The following is a 21,709-nucleotide window of genomic DNA, read 5'->3' as shown; positions in this document are numbered from 1 at the left end:
GGAGTGGGGCTACTTGTCTCGCTTTAGAAGCTAGCTATTAGCTTTCCTTGCGGCGTGCTACGAAGAACAGGCCGAGTGCGAGCATGAGCGCTGCCAGTGCAGACAGACCCAGAACGCTAGCACCAGTGGAAGCAAGCATCTTCTTTGCAGGAGCCTGCTTAGCCTGGTCAGCTGGGATGCCCTTCTGAGGAGCTGGGTTGTTTACGCCCTTAACCTCGTCCTGCTGAACAGGAGCTGGGTTGTTGATGCCGCGCACTTCGTCAACTGGCTTTGCGGAAGAACCTTCGCTGGAACCAAGGTTAGACAGAACCAGCAGGCCGCCACCAATGATTGCAACTGGGATCAGGACCTTCCACCAAGGGTTGGTGTCGGTGGAACCTGGGACCTCAGGGACGGTACCATTGTCCTCCTGGACAACGATGGTCTGGTTACCGTCGTTGATGTCCTTGTGCTCTGCAACGAAGGAACCATCAGCAGCAAGCTGCAGCTCTTCGAACACAACCAGAGCCTGGCCCTCGAACTTGTTGTCAGGAACCGTGAACTCAAGGGTTACAACACCGGAAGCCTCGGTTGGCACGAAGGTGGTGGAAGCGGTGATACCAGTGGACTTGCCATCCTTGGTCATCAGCTCACCGATCATCTTGTACTCAGTACCTGGGATCAGGCCTTCGTAAGCAACCGTGTCAACAACAATGCCACCATTGTTAGAGATGACCTTGTCACCATCAGCCTTATCCGTAGCAATCGTACCGATACGAGGACCAGCAACAACAACGGTGGTTGCAGGTGCGGTAGAGGTAACGGTAGCACCTGGGACGGTAGTGGTTACTGCTGGAGCAGTAGCGGTAACAGTCTCAGTGGTGGTAGGAGCCACAACGGTGGTCTCGGTAACTGCTGGCTTGGACTCGGTCACCGTGGTGGTGGTTGGAGCAAGAGTCTCAATGGAGGTAACCACTGGGAGGGTCTCGGTTACCACGGTGGTCTCAGCTGGGAGAGTCGTGGTGTTGGTGACTGCAGGAGCGGTCTCGGTCACCTCAACGGTGGTTGGAGCCTCGGTGACAGTAGTGGTGACTGCAGGAGCAGTCTCGGTGGTGACTACAACGTTGCCAGGAACCGTGGAGGTGGTGGTGGTGTCTGGCTCGGTGGAAGTCTCAACAACCGTGGTACCAGGAACGACGGAGGTCTCGGTAACTGCAGGCTCAGTGGTAGAAACAACCACGGTGGTGCCAGCAACCACAGAAGTGGTGGTCACTGCAGGCTCGGTGATGGTCTCGGTAACTGGAGCTTCAGTCTCAGTGACGGTCTCTACTGGAGCGGTCTCGGTAGAAGTAACAGTCTCTGCAGGAAGAGTCTCAGTGATGGTAGCCGTTGGCTCCTGAGTGGTCTCAACAACCGTGGAAGCCGCAAGAGTGGTGGTCTCGGTGACGTCTGGCTGAGTCTCAGTAACAGTGTTAGTCACTGCAGGCGCGGTCTCGGTAACAACCTCGGTAACTGCAGGAGCAGTCTCGGTAACAGTGTCGGTCACTACTGGAGCAGTCTCAGTAACAGTCGTGGTTGGGGTAACCGTAACCACGGAGGTAGAAGGAGCAGCTTCAGTGGTAGTTACAGGGGTGGTGGTGACTGGAGTGGTTTCAATTGGTTGACCGGTATTGCTATCAACAGCCTTAGCACTCAGCAAATTTTGCAGAGTTGAATTAGCTGGACGTTGATAGATATCCAGCGCCATATTCGATGGGATTGGAGTTAAGGAAGCACCAATACGCTCCATTTCATCCGCAATAGCAGGAATACCATCCACTTTCGGGCCATACATGTCGGAAATGCCACCATCAGCCTTTGCTTGCGCATAGAAATCTCGCATCATTTGTGGGGTAGCACCCAGCAACGTGTACAGTGCAGCATTACCTTGAAGAGAGAGGTTCGGCGATGGCTGGCGCATGTACCCCTCTTTATAGACCGAGCGGTCAACAAGCTGGAATTTATCCGTAAGGGTCCATACCGCCAACTGAGTAACGGTGTAGTACTCCTTGTCGCTCAAATTAAATTGCTTCTGCAGGTTGATGCCCGGCGTATTTGGCCCATAACCATTGTACGCAATGGCCAATACCTTCTCAGTAAGCGTTGGATCTTGGTAAAGAGGACCGCCGTTCGTGTAACCAGCGAGTGCTCCATCCTTGGTTTTCGTCCAAAGGAAATCGTTCGGAGTACCATCCGACTGCAATCCCGAAGGATAACCTTGACCCATATTGAAGCAATAGGCAACAGTGTCACGGCTCGCAGGATCAGCAACAACGGCATCTCCACTCGGAACAATGTGAATCATCTGCTCCCACGGACTCGAAACGCCAGCCTCAATATAAGACTGGAACTTGCCTCCATAGTTAGCATCAGTGGTCTGCGCATGCGCCGATGGCAGCATCGCGAAGGACAGGATGAGGCCCATAAGGAGCGCTACCAGTCCCTTTGTCTTATTAATTACCAATTTTCAACTCTCCTGAGTCAGTTACTTCGATCTTTACCGAAGAAGTCTTGATTTTTGGGCGACGCCATGGCGTCGTCGGTAGAACCGAATGTCGCCGAATCCGTACTTCCCACCCAGCGATAGTTGACAAGGCGCGAAAACTGCAGATCTCGAACTGCTCAGAATTCTAGCAGCTTCCTTAGAGATATCAAGCCAAGTCTTAAAATTCATGAAGAATCATTAACCACGGGGCTGAATTATTGTAATTTTTCAAAGACTGCCCACTTCCTCAATGTCCGATTCTTCCCTCAAAAGGTGATAAACAGTAAATGACCGGGCTACAAGTTTCCTGTTTTCCCAGTACATCGAACGTTGTAGTCCCCCCAAGCCTGCCGAAAGTTACAAATGGGGGTGTTGACAAAAAATTTTTGCGAACATTAGATCACTTAGAGATAGAAGGCTTCTCTTAACTTAACCTCAATTACTCGCACCATTAGGTAGCAAACAGCCTAATGAAAACGAGCCATTGGCCATACCGTAGACGCTTTCCCTTAGAGAAACCTGTCACGAATAGATTGGTTTATATAATTTGCATACATGGATTCTTTTCGTCACAATGACGTTTATGCAGACAAGTGCAGCCCCACTCTTTTTCCGGAGTGGGGCTACTTGTCTCGCTTTAGAAGCTAGCTATTAGCTTTCCTTGCGGCGTGCTACGAAGAACAGGCCGAGTGCGAGCATGAGCGCTGCCAGTGCAGACAGACCCAGAACGCTAGCACCAGTGGAAGCAAGCATCTTCTTTGCAGGAGCCTGCTTAGCCTGGTCAGCTGGGATGCCCTTCTGAGGAGCTGGGTTGTTTACGCCCTTAACCTCGTCCTGCTGAACAGGAGCTGGGTTGTTGATGCCGCGCACTTCGTCAACTGGCTTTGCGGAAGAACCTTCGCTGGAACCAAGGTTAGACAGAACCAGCAGGCCGCCACCAATGATTGCAACTGGGATCAGGACCTTCCACCAAGGGTTGGTGTCGGTGGAACCTGGGACCTCAGGGACGGTACCATTGTCCTCCTGGACAACGATGGTCTGGTTACCGTCGTTGATGTCCTTGTGCTCTGCAACGAAGGAACCATCAGCAGCAAGCTGCAGCTCTTCGAACACAACCAGAGCCTGGCCCTCGAACTTGTTGTCAGGAACCGTGAACTCAAGGGTTACAACACCGGAAGCCTCGGTTGGCACGAAGGTGGTGGAAGCGGTGATACCAGTGGACTTGCCATCCTTGGTCATCAGCTCACCGATCATCTTGTACTCAGTACCTGGGATCAGGCCTTCGTAAGCAACCGTGTCAACAACAATGCCACCATTGTTAGAGATGACCTTGTCACCATCAGCCTTATCCGTAGCAATCGTACCGATACGAGGACCAGCAACAACAACGGTGGTTGCAGGTGCGGTAGAGGTAACGGTAGCACCTGGGACGGTGGAAGTTACGTTTGGCTCGGTGACGGTCGTGGTGGCGCCTGGGACGGTTTCAGTTACGTCTGGCTTCACGATGGTCTGGGTGGTGCCGCCCTCAGTGATGGTGACTGCTGGGAGGGTGGTGGTCTCAGTTACAGGAGCCTCGGTGACGGTTACAGGAGCCTGAATCAGGGTCTCGGTAACTGGTGCCTGGGTGAGGGTTGTGGTGGTTGCAGGCTGGGTCACGGTGACAGGTGCTTCAGTCACGGTGGTAGGGGCCGGGATCACAGTCTCGGTGACTGGAGCAACGGTGACGGTCTCAGTAGCAGGTGCCTCGGTAACAGTAACTACTGGAACAGTCTCGGTCACGTTAGGCAGGGTCACAACAGAAGTGGTGCCGCCTTCAGTGATGGTCACTACTGGGAGGGTCTCAGTCACGTTTGGCTGAGTTTCGGTAACGGTGGTGCCGACAACGGTCTCGGTCACTGCTGGAGCGGTGACGGTAACAGCTGGAACGGTCTCAGTTACAGGAGCTTCGGTAACTGTAACTGCAGGAGCGGTCTCGGTGACAGCTGGCTGAGTTTCAGTAACGGTAGCTGCTGGAAGAGTCTCGGTCACATTTGGCTGGGTTGCCGTGACGGTTACAGGAGCCTCGGTGATGGTCTCAGTAGGAGCGGTCTCAGTAACGGTAACTGGGGACTCGGTGACAGTTGCGGTAACTGCTGGCTGGGTCTCAGTAACGGTGGTTGCGGAGATAGTCACGGTAGGAGCGGTCTCGGTAACGGTCTGAGCTGGCAAAGTCGTGGTAGCAACTGGCTGGGTCTCAGTAACGGTAACTACTGGAGCAGTCTCGGTAACAGTCTGAGCTGGAGCCGTAGAGGTGATGGTGGTACCTGGAGCAGTGGTAACAACTGTTGGGCCTGGCTCGGTAACCGTGGTTGCGGCACCGGTGGTGGTGGATACAACGTTGGTAGTGGTTACTTCAGTAGAGGTAACAGGAACTGCTTCGCCCTGAGCGTTGACGAATTCAGCGCCAAGGAGGTTCTGAATGTCGGTTACAGCGCCGTCCTTGTCGGAAGGGGTGTAGATGTCAAGACTAGAGCCAGCCGGGTAAGCAGCGAGGGTGACAGTGGCATCCTGGCCCGTCAGCATTTTGTACGCAGCGAAGATCTTGTCGCGAGAATCCATTGGAGCCGCACCCAAGTATTCGTCATAAGTAGCTGCGTTGTAAGAGTCGGTGTAGTACCAAATTGCGAGCTGGGTAGCGTAGCGGAACTCTTCGTCAGTGATGCCAGTAGCAGCCTGGATGCCAGCTGGATCGTGCACTGCGGTGCCAACGTAGTCATTGTAGCCGTTGTAGATAACGGTCAAAACGCCTTCCTCAGCACCAACGCGAGGAGTCTTAGCGTAGCCGGTCAGGGTTTCACCGTAGTGGCGGGTGAACACAAGCTCACGACCAGAGAATGGATCTGCCGGATCGTAAGGCAGGGAGTCGCGCACGATTGGCTGATAAAGCTGCTGATTGAAGCAATATGCAACGGAAGTGGTACCGCCAGCTTGCGGTACGACGACCAAAGGATCAACCTTGCCATCAGAGTATGGAGCAGTGGAGCTCTTGGTTTCATCGACGTAGCCGAGAAACAAATTTGGATCCGTGGCAGCCTGTGCCGACGGTGCCGCGACGATCATGCTGGTCATCAGAATAAGACCGAGCAAGGCCGCCATAAGGCTTCTTACTTTTGTCATTGTTGTCCTTCCGGGACTGTAAAAACTCTGTGCACATTCCAGGCTCAAGCTTTGATTCATTAAGCCCGCCTGAGCACTTGCTTAGAAAGCTTAAGGGTTGGTGGCAAGATTTCAAACCTGTCAAAGCAAACAATCTTTGCCCGATCCCTTTTGCTTGCCTCCTAAAATCGCCGGAAGGTAAAGCATTTTCAGTTAATTGGCAACTATTCGGACTTTTCCTGGGTTTTCTCCCCCAACTTTTTCAATTAAGAACCTCTGAGTAGCAATGGTCGTTTCTTAGGGTTTCTAATAAAAGAGTGAATATAACTCCCTTGCCTCACCTACGGTTCCCCGAAGGTTTCTGCCAGGTTTACCCAATGTTTGCCGGAAGGAGGCGTCGAAAAGCGCAACAAAAAGGGCCCCGAAGGGCCCTTGAAGCGAGGTGTCGCTTACTTAGTCACGGAGGTGCCAACGGAGTGCAGGTCCTGGCAAGCCTCGATGACGCGCTCGGACATGGACTGCTCAGCCTTCTTCATGTAGGAGCGTGGGTCGTAGACCTTCTTGTTGCCGACTTCGCCGTCGATCTTCAGAACGCCGTCGTAGTTGGAGAACATGTGAGCCACAACCGGGCGGGTGAACGCATACTGGGTGTCGGTGTCAACGTTCATCTTGATGACGCCGTAGCGCAGAGCCTCTTCGATCTTCTCCTTCTCGGAGCCGGAGCCACCGTGGAAGACGAAGTCGAATGGGAGGGCATCATCGGCGAGACCAAGCTTCTTGCGAGCAACCTGCTGACCCTCCAGGAGGACCTCAGGGCGCAACTTCACGTTGCCTGGCTTGTAGACGCCGTGAACGTTGCCGAAGGTCGCAGCAAGCAGGTAACGACCGTTCTCGCCGGTGCCGATAGCGTCGATGGTCTTCTCGAAGTCCTCAGCGGAGGTGTACAGGTTAGCGCCAGCCTTAGCCTCAACGCCGTCCTCTTCGCCACCCACAACGCCGATCTCAACCTCGAGGATGATGTTGGCAGCCTTAGCCTTAGCCAGCAGCTCCTGAGCGATGGTCAGGTTCTCATCGATAGGAACAGCAGAGCCATCCCACATGTGGGACTGGAACAGTGGCAGCTCGCCACGGTCGACGCGCTCCTGAGAAATAGCCATCAAAGGGCGAACGTACTCGTCCAGAACTTCCTTCTGGCAGTGGTCAGTGTGCAAAGCAACGTTGATGCCGTAGTGCTTAGCAGCCTCGTGAGCGAAAGCAGCCAGAGCGCACGCACCAGCAACCTTGTTCTTCACAGCCAGGCCGGAACCGAACTCAGCGCCACCGGTGGAGAACTGAATGATGCCGTCGGACTCTGCCTCTGCAAAACCCTTCAGAGCAGCGTTAATGGTTTCGGAAGACGTGCAGTTGATCGCAGGGTAAGCAAAGCCACCCTTCTTAGCGCGATCGAGCATCTCGTTGTAGACCTCAGGAGTTGCAATAGGCATAGGTTCAGGACCTTCCAGTTGGGGAAAAATTACCTGGTATCAATTATGCCCGTGTTTGCCTCAGCGTGCCTGAGGGCGGAAATCTTTCCCCCAATTGGACTGGGTGTCCTGGGGAAACGCCAGGAAAGGTGACTTTTGGCGGGAAAGATTTCGTGCGGAGGGAAATCTTTCCCGTATTTGGACACGGCGACCTGGGAAAACGCTAGGAAAGCTTTCCTTTGACGGGAAAGATTTCCGCCGCGGTCACGCGAGCTGCGGCTTCCAGGAGCATCCACCCGGATAGCTGCACGGAGAGGTCTCGCTCGGGGATCGCGGAGCCAAGAACTGCGCCTTCGATGGAGCCGATGTAGCTGGTGCTCTTCGGTACCTGTGCGTCCTCCGTCCAGTTGGCGGCGAAGACGGGCAGGCCGTCGATTTCGAGCCTGTGGTTCCACACGGAGGTGGCGGACGCAGTCACGAGCCGCGCGGCCTTCTTTTTGGCCTGGAGCGTGAGTTCGGAGTCGCCGGGGAGGCGTACCGCGATGTCTGCGAGGTAGCGCACCAAAATGCCCTTGAATAGTCCGCCGTCTCCCCCGTCGGTGTGGTGAGTGATTACGCCCTCGGCGTTGGCGAGTTCGCGTTCAACGACGTCGACAAGCTCGCGGGCACGCGCGACGTACGCGTAGCCGTCTTCCTGCTGGTCCTCGAGCATGCGCTCGGCAATTTCGAGGCAGGCGCCCATCATGACGCCCTGGCAGTACGGGTGGATGTCGCGGACGAGCTCGGGGCCGTGCATGCGCATGCGGACGCCGTCCATGACCAGGCCGCGCTCGTCGATGAGGTTGTCAAACACCCAGTCGGTGAGCTCACGCGCCTTATCGACGCGCCCAGACCGCGCCATCATGATGGCGGCCGGGCCATTCGTGGGCACGTTGTAGAAGGTTTCGTTGAGGCGCCACGGCAAGACGCCCGTCAGGGAGTCCACGCCATCGATGATGTTGTTTTCCAAGGCGCGCAGCGCTTTGTACTTCCTGGAGGTGTACCAGCGGCCGACAGCGAGGGCGAGCCAGGACTTGTCGTCGTAGTAGCGGTTGACGGTCCAGCCGCGCAGGTTGCGGATGCGGATGCCGCGCATCGTTTCCTTGATGCGGCGCTTGCGCTTCTTGGTGGAGCGGCGGTTGGTGGCGTCGATCTGGCAGTCGAGGTAGTGTGCCTGCCACCAGTAGTGCCAGTGAACGAACAGGTCATCCTTGGTGGTCGATGGCCAGCTGACCACCGCGAGATTTGTGCCCGGCAATCCCCACAGGCGACGGGCGTGTCGATCCGTAATGGCGGCCTCTGCGAGATCCGCCCGGTGGGACCACTTTTCCTGCACTGCTTAACTCCTCACCACGCTTGTCCAAGGTCGGCGTGCTGCCGAATCCACGCGTGCATCGCAATACCAGCGGCAACGCCCGCGTTGATGGACCTGGTGGAACCGAATTGCGCGATGGAGCAAGTCATGAGGGCGCCGTCTCGAGCAGCCTGGGTCACACCTGGGCCTTCCTGTCCAAACAGTAGCAAGCATTCCTTTGGTAGGTCAGCTGTTTCCAACGGAACACTGCCCGGGGTGTTATCGATTGCCACAATGACCAGGCCTTTTTCGCGCGCCCAGGCAATGAGATCATCCACGGTTTCGTGGTGCATCAAGTGCTGATAACGATCCGTGACCATCGCACCGCGCCGATTCCAACGCTTCTTCCCCACGATGTGCACCGTGTCCACCGCGAAAGCATTAGCCGTGCGCACCACGGTGCCAATGTTGGCGTCGTGCTCGAAGTTCTCGATCGCGATGTGAAGCGAGTGCCGACGCTTGTCGATATCCGCCACAATCGCCTCCCGCGTCCAATAGCGGTAGGCATCAACCACATTGCGGCGATCGCCTTCTTTGAGCAGCTCAGGGTCGTACTTAGGGTCGGTCGGCCATTCGCCTTCCCACGGGCCTACGCCCACCCGGGCTTCGAACCACTCGGTAGGACCTTTACTAGAGTCCAAGGTCATCCAAGCCCAGCAGGTAGCGGTACTCAAGGCCCTCGGCAGCGATGACATCGCCGGCGCCGGTGTTGCGATCCACCACGGTAGCTACGCCCACAACCTCGGCGCCTGCCTCGCGCAGCGCCTTCACTGCAGTCAATGGGGAGTTTCCGGTAGTGGTGGTGTCCTCCACCACGAGCACCTTCTGCCCTGCCACATCGAAGCCTTCGATGCGACGCTGCATGCCATGCTTCTTCGCTTCCTTGCGCACCACAAACGCGTGAATCTCGCGGCCGTCGGCGTGCATCACGGACGTCGCAACTGGGTCAGCGCCCAGGGTCAGGCCACCGACAGCTGCGTAGTCCCAGTCTGCGGTCAGCTCGCGCAGCAGCTCGCCGATCAAACGGCTCGCACGAGCGTGCAGGGTCGCACGACGCAGGTCAACGTAGTAATCGGCCTCCTTACCGGAAGAAAGGGTGACCTTGCCGTGTACAACGGCGAGCTCCTTCACGAGCTCCGCCAGCTGCTGCTTCTTATCCATTTTTCTCTCCTTAGAAAATCGTTGGCTTTTCGTCCCGACGAACCACCTTGGTGCCATCGCTATCCGGCAACTTCGCCGGTCCCTCCGCGATCGCCCCAACCTCATCCGCGCCGACCGGCCTGGCCTCAACCACGCCCCGCGCCTCATGACGAGCCCGCGTCGGCATCTCCACCGGCTCCTCCGAACGTGGCACCTTCACAGGCTCCACCACCGCAGGCTTCTCGACGACCGGAGGCTCCCCCACCGGACGAGTCTTCATCACAATGTCCAGATTTCGCACCGCCCGAGGAGGCAGCACCCGCGCCGAATCCGCGATCAGCGACAGCGGGTGAATCATCGCTTCCCAGTCCTCTGACGTGGAATTCTTCGTGGTCTGCGCCAGCACCCAATCGGATTCCGCCCACACCGCAGTCACTGCCTGTGGCATGGCAGCCAAGGCCGCAATCGCGCGCTCATCAATCACGCGCTCGGCTGCGCCGAAATCGTTGGAAAGGATGGCAAAACCTGAGACTTGGGTGACTGGCAGAAGATCGTCGGAATCGTCGTCGAGAAGCTCGCCGACTCGGCGTGCATCCACAACGACATCGCTGGCCGCGCCGCGGCGCATCGCCATGACTGGGATGTGGTCGAGATCCGCGAGGTACATTTCGTACTCGGCGCCGAGGACGTCCACCACACCAGCGACCACATCCTTTGGGGAGGCGCCAGTGGCGGCCGCTCCGCGGGACCACTCGTCCGTGAGGTAGACGTCCGACTTGCTAAAGCTAAAGCCCCGGTCAGCGGCCCAGTGCTTGCGCTCGCGCTTCGGGAAGCTTGGCAGCTTGACGTGCTGGCGCTTTGGCTCTTCAGGCTCGGGTTCCGGTTCAGGTTCCGGCTCAACTTGTGGTTCTAGTTCAAGCTCTGGTTCTGGTTCCGGGAGTGGCTCGGGCTCAACCGGCAGCGGTTCCAGTTCCTCTACAAGTTCGAGTTCGGGTTGGGTCTGCTCTTCAATCTGTTGGGTCTGCTTTTGGGGTCGCGAAACCCACAGCAATACGCCGGCGATGGCGAACAGGACCAGAGCTGCAAGAATTAACCACACGTCGAAATAGTCTAGTCGACGCGCACGACGGGATTGTTCCGGTCCGCCGCCCACTGCGACCAACCTCCGACAAACAGCGAAGCGCCAGGTAGACCAGCGTGGTGCATGGCTGCGATCGTCTGGGCCGAGTGCAAACCGGAACCCGAGTAGACGATCACATTTTCGCCAGACGTGATGCCGAGCGCTGCGAACATCTCGCGGATCTCGTGTGGATCGCGAAACCTGTAGTTCTCATCCAAGAGGTCGCCGCTCGGGAGGTTAAGCGCACCAGGGATGTGGCCGGCCTTGAGGTCAAGGGACTCCTTGTAGCCGGAGAAGCGGGAGCGCTCACGACAGTCGAGGAGGATGCCCTGGTGGTTCTTTACCTCTTCAAGAGTCGAGGTTGGCATTTGACCAATGTTTGGTCGGATCGTGCAGGTCGCAGGGAAATTGCCGGGACCGCCGATCACCGGGTAGCCCTCGCGTTCCCACTCGCGCAGACCGCCGTCGAGAATGCGAACATTGTTCACGCCAGCCCACTTAAGGATCCACCACGCGCGAGCAGCCATGAGGCCCTTGGCATGGTCGTACACAACGACCTGGCTTTCGGCGTTGAGTCCAGTGCGCTGGAACCACCGCATGAGCTGTTCCGCATCCGGCAGCGGATTGCGTCCTGCCAGGCTCGAAGGGATGCCAGCAAGGGCGAGGGCGGCATCGCAAAACATGGAGTTAGGGATATGTTCCGCATGAAAGCGGTTGAGGCTAGCGCCTTCGCCCGGCTCCCAGACGGAAGCGACGATCGTGGTCTTTTGGGAGGATCGCACACGCTGGATCAATTCAGCAGGGGTGATGGTGATCATGCCCCACAGTTTAGGCGTGGCGCGTGGGGTGCGCATGGTGGTCGAATTTCCCCCGTGAAATTGTCAGTTTCGATTGAAAATTGGCGATTTCACGGGGGAAAATCCCAGGACGAAAAATTTTTCAATCCCAAACGAAACCATTTGAGTCGGTTTTCCAGTCTAAATAAGTGTGAACCTTTTTATTCCACACTCAGCAAAAGCACTCCAAGAATCCGGCGCTTCTAGAACAAACTTACGACATAACTACTGGAGAATTTCGCATGGACTGTACCTGCATAATTCAACAATCCCCGAAGCCACACTCCACGCTCTACCCATAACCACTCGGGCAATTGTCGCACAGCATCGCTACCCCAACGCAGTCCTTGGAGGATGGTTTGCCATTGTCGCCCACGGCTACAAATACCTACACAAATCAGCCCCAGTTCTCCTGCACAGTACTCACCACTCAATTCGCCCCGACGTCCGCTTGAATATTCGAGCCATGGAACGAAATCTTCAGATATTCAGCACATTCAGAGTTGCTGAGCACAAACTTCAGGTGGCTCCTGTGGCGGTAGCTGCAGTTGATTGCCTGCAGAGCATCTATCAAACCTCGCATTCATGGTGGGTACCGCGCATTCCGAAGCTAGCCTTTAAAGAAGTAAGAGCCGTCCAAGTAATCGATGCGACCCGCCGTTGCTTTTCGCTTACTTTCCACGAATTGCAGGCTCAGGCTCACAATCGGTTCGATTCTTCCCTACTTCGGAGGCTGTGGCAGATTTCAGATCCTGGTGCTGACTCACCACACGAATCATCTTTGCGCCTCACTGTTCAAGATCTAGCCGAATGGGAATCGCAAGTAGAACTTTGCGACATCTTTGAGAACCGGGTTACAGTTGCCGACCTGGCCGATCATGAATCCAAAGTTGCACTGTTCTACGACGGTGTACACCATTTGGATCGAAAGCAGCGAGACCTTGACACCTCAATCAATCAGAAGTTGCTACAAGTTGGGTGGACTCCCGTCCGAATCACTGCGGGGCAACTTCGAAACCCCCTTCAGTTGAGATCAACCATCCAGACACTCATCCGTAGCAGAAGATAACCCCCGTGAAATTGTCAATTTCAAGAGATTTTTGACAATTTCACGGGGGAAATTCCAAACCAGAAACTACTTAGCAAGCTCCAGTCGCTCGCTATCAGAAGCAACCGTCACGTGGACAGTGTCTCCATCCACGATCTCGCCTGCCAGCAGCTTCTTTGCCAGCTGGTCGCCGATGGCCTGCTGAATCAGGCGACGCAGCGGACGTGCGCCGTAGGCCGGGTCGTAGCCTCGCTCGCCGAGCCAGACACGAGCCTCGTCGGAGACATCGAGCACCAGTCGGCGAGCCGCCAAACGAGCTGCCAGCTGGCGGATCTGGATGTCCACGATGGACACCAGCTGCTCAGCGGACAGAGCATCGAAGATGACGACGTCATCGAGGCGGTTGACGAACTCCGGCTTGAAAGCCATCTTCACCGCGTCCATCATCTGCTCGCGAGTGCCACCGGCACCAAGGTTCGAGGTCAGAATGAGGATCGTGTTACGGAAGTCCACGGTCCGGCCCTGGCCGTCGGTCAGGCGACCTTCATCGAGGACCTGCAGCAGGATGTCGAAGACGTCCGGGTGAGCCTTCTCCACTTCGTCGAAAAGCACGACGGTGTACGGCCTGCGACGAACAGCCTCGGTGAGCTGGCCGCCCTGGTCGTAGCCGACGTATCCCGGAGGGGCACCGACGAGGCGGGAAACGGCATGCTTCTCGCCGTATTCGGACATGTCGATGCGGACCATGGCGCGTTCGTCGTCGAAGAGGAACTCCGCGAGTGCCTTCGCCAGCTCCGTCTTACCCACGCCGGTTGGGCCGAGGAAGAGGAAGGAACCAGTTGGGCGATTCGGGTCGGCAACGCCAGCGCGGGCGCGGCGCACAGCATCGGACACTGCTTCCACTGCTTCAGACTGGCCAACCACACGCTCACCAAGAACCTGTTCCATGTTCAGCAGCTTTTCGGTCTCGCCCTGCATCATCTTGCCGGCCGGAATGCCGGTCCAGGCGGAGATAACCTCGGCGATGGTGTCCGGGGTGACCTCCTCGGTGATCATGTCGGTCTGCACCGGAGTTTCGGCGATCTGCTTTTCCAGCTCCGGGATCCGGCCATAGCGCAGCTCAGCTACCTTGCCGTAGTCACCCTCGCGCTCAGCACGCTCGGATTCCGTGCGCAGACGGTCGAGTTCCTCCTTGGCAGCGCGCAGCTCGTCCACAGCACCCTTTTCGTTCTTCCAACGTGCAGTGAGCTCGCCGAGTTTTTCCTTCTCATCCGCAAGTTCTTGGCGCAGCTTCTCCAGGCGAATCTTCGACGCCTCGTCGGATTCCTTCTGCAAAGCCATTTCCTCGATCTCGAGGCGACGCACAATGCGCTGTAGCTCATCGATTTCCTGCGGGGAGGAGTCGATTTCCATGCGCAGGCGGGAAGCCGCTTCGTCGACCAGGTCGATGGCCTTGTCCGGCAGGAAGCGGGAGGTGATGTAACGGTCGGACAACGCAGCAGCAGCCACGAGCGCGGAGTCCTGGATGCGGACGCCGTGGTGGACCTCGTAACGCTCCTTCAGGCCGCGGAGAATACCAACGGTGTCCTCGACAGAAGGCTCGCCAACGTACACCTGCTGGAAACGGCGCTCGAGCGCTGCGTCCTTCTCGATGTACTTGCGGTATTCCTCCAGCGTGGTGGCACCTACCAGGCGCAGCTCACCGCGGGCGAGCAGCGGCTTGATCATGTTGCCGGCGTCCATGGCGGAATCGCCACCGGCACCAGCACCAACGATGGTGTGCAGCTCGTCGATGAAGGTGATGATCTGCCCCTCGGCAGCCTTGATCTCATCGAGAACTGCCTTCAGGCGCTCCTCGAATTCACCGCGGTACTTCGCTCCCGCGACCATCGAGCCAAGATCCAGTGACAGCAGCGTCTTGCCCTGCAGGGACTCGGGCACGTCACCAGCGACGATGCGGCGCGCGAGGCCTTCCACAATCGCGGTCTTACCCACGCCAGGCTCACCAATAAGAACAGGGTTATTCTTCGTGCGGCGCGACAGCACCTGCACCACGCGACGAATCTCCGCATCACGGCCAATAACCGGATCAATCTTGCCCTCACGAGCAAGCTTGGTTAGGTCAGTGGAGTACTTCTCTAGCGCCTGGAACTGCCCCTCAGGGTCCTGCGACGTGACCTTCTGCGAGCCACGCACGGACTGGAAAGCCGTCTTAATCACGTCATAGGTCGCGCCACGCGCCTTCAGCATGTCAGCCGCATCAGACGTCCCGCGCGCAATGGCGGCCAGGAGAACTTCGGTAGAGACGTACTCGTCGCCAAGCTCGCCCGCCAGCTCCTGAGCTGCGGTGAGTGCGTTGAGAGCGTCGCGGTTAAACTGCGGGTTCGCCATGTTGGCGCCCTCCGCCTTCGGCAGCTTATCGACGGCGCGTTTCGCGTCATCGAGGACCACCTTCGGATCTACGCCAGCAGCCTGCAGCACAGGGGCCGCGATGCCGTCCTGCTGTTCCAAGATGGCCACCAGCAGGTGGGCTGGGCGAATATCCGGGTTGCCGTTTGCCGAGGCCAGCTGCAGTGCGGACTGGAGAGCCTCGGAGGTTTTAGTAGTTGGATTGAATGAACTCATGATTGTTTTCCTCTCTTTCTACTAGTACTAACGTCCGAGAGGTTGAGTCTGTTCCACTCAAGTAGAAAAAAGTTGATAAAAGTTCACTCAAGTTTTGTTTGTGCTGGTAGAGCGCTTAAGAAAGTTCGCTGCCTTTGAACTCAGGCAACGTAAATGCCGCAATCGCTGCGATGGCGAAGGCAGAAGCAAAGAGGAAGAACAGGCCAATGGAACCAACCAGCGCCAAAACGGGAGGAACGATCAGCGGGGAAATGATGGAGGCGATGCGGCCGAAACCGGCGGCAGCTCCGGTGCCCGCACCGCGAATAGCAGTCGGATAGAGCTCGGGACCAATGGCGTAGAGAGCACCCCAGGCGCCCAGGTTAAAGAAGGACAGCAAGCAGCCCGCAGCGATGACCTGCCACGGAGCAGCAGACAGACCAAAGAGGCCAGCGGCCACAGCAGAGCCAACCAGGAAGGTAGCGAGGGTTTGGCGGCGGCCCCAACGCTCAATGAGGAAGGCAGCCACGGCGTAGCCCGGCAACTGTGCGAGCGTGATGATCAAGGTAAAGCTAAAGGACTTCACCAGGGTGTAGCCCTGCGCATGCAACAGCGACGGGATCCAGATGAAGGCGCCGTAGTAGGCGAAGTTCACGCAGAACCAGATCGCCCACAGCGCGAGGGTGCGGGAGCGCACAGTGGCGTCCCAAATGGAATCGGCCTGAACGGCAGGAATCCGCGGGGTCTGCGCAGCGCGAACTGAGATGAACGTCGGCGATTCCTCAAAAGAACGCACTACCTTTTCGGCTTCCTCATGGCGGCCACGCGCCTCCAGGAAACGCACCGACTCCGGCATACCGATGCGCACCACCAGGGAATACAGCGCCGGGATGCAGCCCAAAGCCAACGCCCAGCGCCAGCCGTCGTGAGAGCCAGCCACCACAAAAGTGCCGATCACCGCTGCCAAAATCCAACCGACAGCCCAGAAAGCTTCCAGCAACACGACCATGCGACCACGGACTGAGCGAGGGGAAAACTCCGCGATCAACGTAGAAGCCACCGGCAGCTCAGCGCCAAGACCCAATCCGACAAAGAAACGCAGGATCATCAGCGCGACCAGCGAGCCAACCAGCGCGGATGCGCCCGTCGCAACGCCATAGATGAGGAGGGTGAGGGCGAAGACGTGGCGGCGACCGAACTTGTCGGCAAGCAATCCGCCAAAGGTGGCGCCCAAAGCCATGCCGATGAAGCCGATGGAGCCGAGCCAGGACACCTCCGTCTTGCTGAGGTTCCACTGCACCGCGAGCGCGGCCATAATGAAGGAAATGAGGCCGACATCCATGGCGTCGAGCGCCCAACCAATGCCAGAAACGCCCAGCAAGCGGGCGTGTTTACGGGTGACTGGCAGGTTGTCGAGGCGGTGGTTCCGCGAGGCGACAGTCGAGTTGTCCATGTGATGATAGTAACGGCACAATGGAGACATGCCCGGCCCAGTCTCCCAAGTAATCCTCGACAACGCCCCCGTTTTCAGGGATCGCGTGCTCACGGAGCTGTACGCCACCCACCCGGAAACCCGCCTGTGGTTTCCCGCACACGCCGACGACGCCCACCAAAATCTCGTATTCGCCCTCACCTACCTGCTGGACAACGATCCCGACGAGGCCTTGGTAGAAAACCTTGCCCGCGAACACCGCGCCTTTGGGCTCACCCCAGAGATCGCCGAGTCTGGATTCGGGATCATTGGGCGGGCCATTCACGCCTTGGCAGCAGACTTGCCTTACGAGGACGTCCACGCCGCTGACCAGCGCCTCAGCTGGATGCTGGCTGTCATGACCAGGGCTCTCATCGAAGCCGGAGAGCCTGCCTGCGGAACAGTCGTCGATGTGCAGCGCCGTTGCCGTCGCGTCACTGTGGTCCGCCTCGAATGCCCAGTCCGCCCCATCTACCTGCCAGGCCAATACCTGGGAGTTTCCTCGCCACACATCCAGGGCTATTGGCCGCACCTGGCCCCCGCGATTCCGGCCAATGAGGGCGGGTTCATAGAGTTCCATCTCTTCGACATCCCTGAGCTCCAGGGCCTCGCCGTGTCTCAGCCCGGCGACCAATGGTTCTTCGGCCCCGCGCACGGCAACATGGCCGTTACTGGGAAGCGGGACGTCCTCATGATCGCTCAAAACACCGGCCTAGCCGCCCTGAAGTCGATCCTGCTGAGCATGCTGAGCTCGGGAAATACCCACCGCACGCACCTGTACGTTGGCGCCGACTACCCTGGCGAACTCTACGATCTCGCCAGCCTCTGGCAAATCGCCGCCACCTCCCCATGGCTCGCTGTCACCCCGGTATCCCTGCATGCCGCCGACGAGTGGTGGGTCGCCGGAACCGAGCATTCCCGCCCGCCTCGCGGCTTGCACGTGCGTCAGGAGGGCACGCTTAACGACGTCATCACCCAGTACGGATCCTGGGGCGACCGCGACGTCCTCATCGCAGGCTCCCCAGAATGGGCCGATAGCATGCGGGAATCCATGATCCAGGCCGGGTGCCCGGCCGATCAGATTCAGGTGTGCAAGCTATAGCAAGTTAGGGCCTTCCAGCACCGGCAGGCCTTCCCGTGTCTTTTCTACTGCAGCAAGGTCGAGGTCCAGGTACAGGATTTCCTCGTCGTATCCGGCTTCGATGAGTCGCATACCTGACGGGGAAATTACTGCCGAATGGCCGATTCCGGTTGGGTCGCCATCCTTCGGATCCTCCGGGCGCGCTTGGCCCACGGCGACGATGAAACTGGTCGAATCCAATGCTCGCGCCGAGGTCAGCAGCTGCCATTGCCGCAGCTTATCCTCCCCATTGGCCCATGATGCGGATACGATGATTGCCTTCGCGCCCGCGCGGGCAAGCGCCTTGAATTGTTCTGGGAAGCGAATGTCGTAGCAGGTGGCAAAGCCGAGGTCGCCCCAGGTCACTAGCTCAGTGCCCGGCGCGACCGTGTCGGACTCCCGGTAGCCGAAGGCGTCGTAGGTGTGGAGCTTGTCGTAGCGCTTGGTTTCCGCCCCGTCGGTGATGAGCAGGGTGTTGTGCACGCGATTGAATTTGCCCTGCTTATCTGCCGGGGTGAACATGCCGAGGACAATGGTGACGCCAAGCTCGCGGGCGGTGTCCTTGATTGCGGTGGCAAAAGGCCCGTCGAGAGGCTCGGCTGCTTCATCAAGGCGCCCAGATTGGAAGGCCTTCATGGCTGCTTCGGGAAATACCAGCAGCTCAGCGCCGTTTTCGGCAGCTTCGCGGGCCTTTTCTTGGATGCGCGCCAAGTTGTCCAGCTTATCGCCTGTGGAGAGCATTTGTACCAGTGCAACCTTCATGGCACCGAGCTTATGTGGATAACTGCCACTTATCCACAGGTTTGAGCAATCAACCCTTGCGATTTTTGCACCACGTAAGCAACACTGCGCGGCATGAAACTCATCTCCCAATTCCCCACTGTCGAATTCGCAACCAGCCACTTCCCTACTCTGGGCTCCCCCTCCCACACTGCGACAGCCCTTAACCTCGCCACCGATTCCTGGCGCCGGGATTCTTCCGTTACCCGCAGCGAGCTAGACCGTATCGACGCCCACGTGCGCGCCACCATCCGCACGCTTATCGACGCCGATTCCGCCCTCTCAGGAGCCCTAAGTGCTTCCCATTAAGTCAGCTGAATTAGACCAGGCAGCTGCCGAATTACGGGAGGTGTCCTCGCAGCAAGAGGAGGTGTTGAACCTAAGGGAAGTCAGGTGGAAGTCCTTCTTCAAAGCGGGAAACGAAGCGCTTTTTCTAGACGCCAGCTTTTCCCACGAGGCTGACGTTGCGCAGCGTCAGCGCATGGTGGCGACTCAGATGACGCAGGTAGCTGCGGTTCTCGCGCAAACGGCTGCGACGGTACGCGCGATTGAGACTGATCTTGTTTCAATGGCGGACAAAGCTACCCAAGACTCTTCTGCTTATTCATCTCTTCTTGCCGAGCTGCAAACCATTGGGCAGGCTATCGACCAAGCCTGTGCCGCGGAAATCAAGTTGCTGTGCACCGAGCAGGCGAGCACAACGACCTCATTAAGCGAAGTAGCCGAATTTTCTTTGGACGAAATCCATGAGCTAGTGCTGGCCACAGCCCCAGAAGAAGTGCGCTCTTTGGCTGCTCAGTATCCTGATGCCCGTTTGCTGCCATCTTCCGATGGAGTGGTCCTGGCGTTCGGGGATATTGAGACGGCGCCTTCGGTGACTACCGTGGTACCTGGCGTGGGCTCGGCTTCGCCGACGTCGTGGAGCGAATATGCAGCGCGGACCCAGCGACTTGCCGGCGGCGGTGCGGGAATCCTGTGGCTCGATTATCGGGCGCCGAGCAACCTAGCTGCAGCTACTGCCACGCACGCAGCTGCTACGGGTGGAGGCCGTTTGCAGGACTTTCAGGCAGAGCTGCGCAGGCGGGCGGCAAGGCTTGGCAACGAGCCACAGCTCACTGTCGTAGCGCATTCCTATGGGAGCGTCGTGGCAGGCCAGGCTGCTAAATCTCCGGGCCTGAATGCTGACGCGCTCGTCGTGATGGGCAGTCCTGGTGTCGGGGCGAGCCATGCCTCGGAGCTTGATCTGCGGGGTGACGATCCGCAGGTGATTGCGGTGACGTCGCCAGCTGATCCCATAGGGCTCGCCGTTGGGTCCACTAGTGGCGTGCACGGCCCCGACCCCGCAGATCCACGGTTCGGGGCCGAGGTGTGGCCAGGAGTGGGCGGGCATTCAGACTACTGGTCAGATGCAGAGCTGGTTGCCCGGCTGAACAGCCTTAGAACAGGCCGGTAGGCTTCTCGTCGTAGGAAACGAGCATGCACTTGACCTGCTGGTAGTGGCTCATCATCATGGCGTGGTTCTCTCGGCCGATGCCGGACTGCTTGTATCCACCGAAGGCAGCGTGCGCTGGGTAGGAGTGGTAGTTGTTCACCCACACGCGACCTGCCTCGATGGCGCGACCAGCGCGGTAGGCGGTGTTGCCGTTGCGACTCCACACGCCGGCGCCGAGGCCGTAGATGGTGTCGTTGGCGATCTCGATAGCTTCCTCGAAGGTCTTGAAGGTGGTGACGGCGAGAACCGGGCCGAAAATCTCCTCGCGGAAGCACTTCATGTCATTGTTGCCCTTGAAGATAGTCGGCTGGATGTAGTAACCGCCCTCGAGACCGTCGATGGTGTTCACGCTGCCACCGGTGAGGGTTTCTGCGCCCTCGGCTGGGCCGTGTTCCAGGTAGCCCTTGATCTTGTCCATCTGCTCCTGCGAAGCCTGCGCGCCCATTTGTACCTCAGTGTCGAGCGGGTTGCCGATCTTCAGGGATTCAACCTTCTTCACAGCGCGCTTCAGCAGCTCGTCGGCAATGTCCTCGTGGATCAATGCACGGGACGGGCAGGTGCACACCTCGCCCTGGTTGAGCGCGAACATCGCGAGGCCTTCCACGCACTTGTCCAGGAACTCGTCGTCCTTGTCCATGATGTCCGGGAAGAAGATAGATGGGGACTTGCCACCCAGCTCCAGGGTCACCGGGATGATGCGGTCGGACACTGCGGAGTGGATGATCTTGCCCACCTCGGTGGAACCGGTGAACGCGATCTTGTTCACGCGCTCGCTGGCAGTTAGCGCCGCGCCTGCCTCGGCGCCCAGGCCGTTGACGATGTTCAGGACGCCCTTCGGCACGATGTCCTCAATCATTTCCATCAGGACCAGGATCGATGCCGGGGTCTGTTCTGCAGGCTTGAGCACGATGCAGTTACCGCCCGCCAGTGCTGGGGCGATCTTCCACGCTGCCATGAGCAGTGGGAAGTTCCACGGGATGATCTGGCCGACCACGCCGATAGGCTCGTTGAAGTGGTAGGCCACCGTGTTGTCGTCGATCTGCGACATGCGCCCCTCTTGGGTACGCGCCACGGAAGCGAAGTAACGGAAGTGGTCGATCGCGAGCGGAATGTCCGCGGCCAGCGTTTCGCGCACTGCCTTGCCGTTATCCCAGGTCTCCGCCACAGCCAGCTTCTCGAGGTTCTCCTCCATCCGATCGGCAATCGCGAGCAGGATGCGGGCGCGCTTGTTAGCGCTGCTTGCACCCCACTTCGCCTTCGCTGCATGGGCGGCATCCAGCGCCTTTTCGACGTCTGCAGCATCAGATCGCGGTACTTCGCAGAACACTTCGCCGTTCACCGGAGAGAGGTTCTCCATGTACTTGCCACCGACCGGGGCGACCCATTCGCCGCCGATGTAGTTTTCATAGCGCTTCTTGAATTCGATGATCGCGCCGTCAGTTCCTGGGTTTGCGTAAACAGTCATCTGTTTTCCTCCACTCGTCGGTATGGTTGACACCACACTAATGAGCCAAGATTGTGTTCGCAATCACATTGAATTCTTTGCAAGCGGTGAACTTCATTAACACTGGCAGCGCTCACGATGCCAAGTCTGTTAAGTGCCG

General features: G+C 58.1%; 16 protein-coding genes. 4 read left to right on the top strand and 12 right to left on the bottom strand.

Annotation, left to right across the window (positions count from 1 at the left end):
• Positions 1–37: 37 nt before the first annotated feature.
• The 8 genes from WG939_RS08125 to WG939_RS08090 form a co-directional block, all read right to left on the bottom strand.
• A complete protein-coding gene (locus WG939_RS08125) occupies positions 38–2,482 on the bottom strand; it encodes a VaFE repeat-containing surface-anchored protein (RefSeq protein WP_339984534.1) in 2,445 nt (814 codons plus the stop codon).
• Between the two features lie 672 nt (positions 2,483–3,154).
• Positions 3,155–5,659 (bottom strand): VaFE repeat-containing surface-anchored protein, encoded by a 2,505-nt coding sequence (locus tag WG939_RS08120; protein WP_339984532.1) that lies wholly within the window; start codon positions 5,657–5,659, stop codon positions 3,155–3,157.
• A 428-nt stretch (positions 5,660–6,087) separates the two neighbouring features.
• On the bottom strand, positions 6,088–7,122 hold the full coding sequence (gene fbaA / locus WG939_RS08115; RefSeq protein ID WP_339984530.1) for a class II fructose-bisphosphate aldolase: 1,035 nt from the start codon (positions 7,120–7,122) through the stop codon (positions 6,088–6,090).
• 202 nt (positions 7,123–7,324) lie between these two features.
• Entirely contained in the window at positions 7,325–8,476 is a 1,152-nt protein-coding gene (locus tag WG939_RS08110; protein WP_339984527.1) for a glycoside hydrolase family 76 protein, read from the bottom strand.
• 11 nt (positions 8,477–8,487) lie between these two features.
• Positions 8,488–9,141: a TrmH family RNA methyltransferase gene (locus WG939_RS08105; protein ID WP_339984525.1), complete on the bottom strand. Its 654-nt coding sequence runs from the start codon at positions 9,139–9,141 to the stop codon at positions 8,488–8,490.
• Positions 9,125–9,655: an orotate phosphoribosyltransferase gene (pyrE, locus tag WG939_RS08100; protein ID WP_339984523.1), complete on the bottom strand. Its 531-nt coding sequence runs from the start codon at positions 9,653–9,655 to the stop codon at positions 9,125–9,127. Before pyrE ends, WG939_RS08105 begins: the two co-directional genes overlap by 17 nt.
• Before the next feature lie 10 nt (positions 9,656–9,665).
• Complete coding sequence (locus WG939_RS08095; RefSeq protein ID WP_339984520.1) at positions 9,666–10,733, bottom strand: hypothetical protein; 1,068 nt, start codon at positions 10,731–10,733, stop codon at positions 9,666–9,668.
• Positions 10,734–10,744: 11 nt separating this feature from the next.
• On the bottom strand, positions 10,745–11,572 hold the full coding sequence (locus WG939_RS08090; protein WP_339984518.1) for a sulfurtransferase: 828 nt from the start codon (positions 11,570–11,572) through the stop codon (positions 10,745–10,747).
• 484 nt (positions 11,573–12,056) lie between these two features.
• On the opposite strand from WG939_RS08090, the gene WG939_RS08085 reads away from it, so the two are divergent.
• Positions 12,057–12,659, top strand: coding sequence for a hypothetical protein (locus WG939_RS08085; protein WP_339984515.1), 603 nt, complete (start codon positions 12,057–12,059; stop codon positions 12,657–12,659).
• A 66-nt stretch (positions 12,660–12,725) separates the two neighbouring features.
• Here WG939_RS08085 and clpB read toward each other — a convergent pair whose 3' ends face one another.
• Together clpB and WG939_RS08075 are read right to left on the bottom strand one after the other, a co-directional pair.
• Positions 12,726–15,263, bottom strand: a complete 2,538-nt coding sequence (gene clpB, locus WG939_RS08080; RefSeq protein ID WP_339984513.1) for an ATP-dependent chaperone ClpB — start codon at positions 15,261–15,263, stop codon at positions 12,726–12,728.
• A gap of 115 nt (positions 15,264–15,378) precedes the next feature.
• Positions 15,379–16,695, bottom strand: coding sequence for an MFS transporter (locus WG939_RS08075; protein ID WP_339984511.1), 1,317 nt, complete (start codon positions 16,693–16,695; stop codon positions 15,379–15,381).
• A 28-nt stretch (positions 16,696–16,723) separates the two neighbouring features.
• Here WG939_RS08075 and WG939_RS08070 point away from each other — a divergent pair, with 28 nt between their 5' ends.
• Complete coding sequence (locus tag WG939_RS08070; protein WP_339984509.1) at positions 16,724–17,815, top strand: 2-polyprenylphenol hydroxylase; 1,092 nt, start codon at positions 16,724–16,726, stop codon at positions 17,813–17,815.
• Here WG939_RS08070 and WG939_RS08065 read toward each other — a convergent pair.
• A complete protein-coding gene (locus WG939_RS08065; RefSeq protein ID WP_339984507.1) occupies positions 17,810–18,595 on the bottom strand; it encodes a carbon-nitrogen hydrolase family protein in 786 nt (261 codons plus the stop codon). The genes WG939_RS08070 and WG939_RS08065 overlap by 6 nt on opposite strands.
• 93 nt (positions 18,596–18,688) lie before the next feature.
• On the opposite strand from WG939_RS08065, the gene WG939_RS08060 reads away from it, so the two are divergent.
• Both WG939_RS08060 and WG939_RS08055 read left to right on the top strand, forming a co-directional pair.
• Complete coding sequence (locus tag WG939_RS08060; protein WP_339984505.1) at positions 18,689–18,922, top strand: hypothetical protein; 234 nt, start codon at positions 18,689–18,691, stop codon at positions 18,920–18,922.
• Positions 18,909–20,066: an alpha/beta hydrolase gene (locus tag WG939_RS08055; protein ID WP_339984503.1), complete on the top strand. Its 1,158-nt coding sequence runs from the start codon at positions 18,909–18,911 to the stop codon at positions 20,064–20,066. The genes WG939_RS08060 and WG939_RS08055 overlap by 14 nt, the downstream gene beginning before the upstream one ends.
• On the opposite strand, the gene exaC is transcribed toward WG939_RS08055, so the two are convergent.
• Complete coding sequence (gene exaC, locus WG939_RS08050; protein ID WP_339984501.1) at positions 20,050–21,570, bottom strand: acetaldehyde dehydrogenase ExaC; 1,521 nt, start codon at positions 21,568–21,570, stop codon at positions 20,050–20,052. The genes WG939_RS08055 and exaC overlap by 17 nt on opposite strands.
• Between the last annotated feature and the right edge of the window lie 139 nt (positions 21,571–21,709).

This window comes from Corynebacterium sp. H130 (genome assembly GCF_037572395.1).
Lineage (GTDB): Bacteria > Actinomycetota > Actinomycetes > Mycobacteriales > Mycobacteriaceae > Corynebacterium.
The sequence above is the reverse complement of the archived record's forward strand: the minus strand, read 5'-3'. Positions and strand labels throughout refer to the sequence as shown.

What these genes read in the sequence shown, in the direction of transcription:
- WG939_RS08120 (WP_339984532.1), bottom strand. Translation starts at nt 5,659, where the DNA reads ATGACAAAAGTAAGAAGCCTTATGGCGGCCTTGCTCGGTCTTATTCTG.
- fbaA (WP_339984530.1), bottom strand. Translation starts at nt 7,122, where the DNA reads ATGCCTATTGCAACTCCTGAGGTCTACAACGAGATGCTCGATCGCGCT.
- WG939_RS08105 (WP_339984525.1), bottom strand. Translation starts at nt 9,141, where the DNA reads ATGACCTTGGACTCTAGTAAAGGTCCTACCGAGTGGTTCGAAGCCCGG.
- pyrE (WP_339984523.1), bottom strand. Translation starts at nt 9,655, where the DNA reads ATGGATAAGAAGCAGCAGCTGGCGGAGCTCGTGAAGGAGCTCGCCGTT.
- WG939_RS08090 (WP_339984518.1), bottom strand. Translation starts at nt 11,572, where the DNA reads ATGATCACCATCACCCCTGCTGAATTGATCCAGCGTGTGCGATCCTCC.
- WG939_RS08085 (WP_339984515.1), top strand. Translation starts at nt 12,057, where the DNA reads ATGGAACGAAATCTTCAGATATTCAGCACATTCAGAGTTGCTGAGCAC.
- clpB (WP_339984513.1), bottom strand. Translation starts at nt 15,263, where the DNA reads ATGAGTTCATTCAATCCAACTACTAAAACCTCCGAGGCTCTCCAGTCC.
- WG939_RS08075 (WP_339984511.1), bottom strand. Translation starts at nt 16,695, where the DNA reads ATGGACAACTCGACTGTCGCCTCGCGGAACCACCGCCTCGACAACCTG.
- WG939_RS08070 (WP_339984509.1), top strand. Translation starts at nt 16,724, where the DNA reads ATGCCCGGCCCAGTCTCCCAAGTAATCCTCGACAACGCCCCCGTTTTC.
- WG939_RS08065 (WP_339984507.1), bottom strand. Translation starts at nt 18,595, where the DNA reads ATGAAGGTTGCACTGGTACAAATGCTCTCCACAGGCGATAAGCTGGAC.
- WG939_RS08060 (WP_339984505.1), top strand. Translation starts at nt 18,689, where the DNA reads ATGAAACTCATCTCCCAATTCCCCACTGTCGAATTCGCAACCAGCCAC.
- exaC (WP_339984501.1), bottom strand. Translation starts at nt 21,570, where the DNA reads ATGACTGTTTACGCAAACCCAGGAACTGACGGCGCGATCATCGAATTC.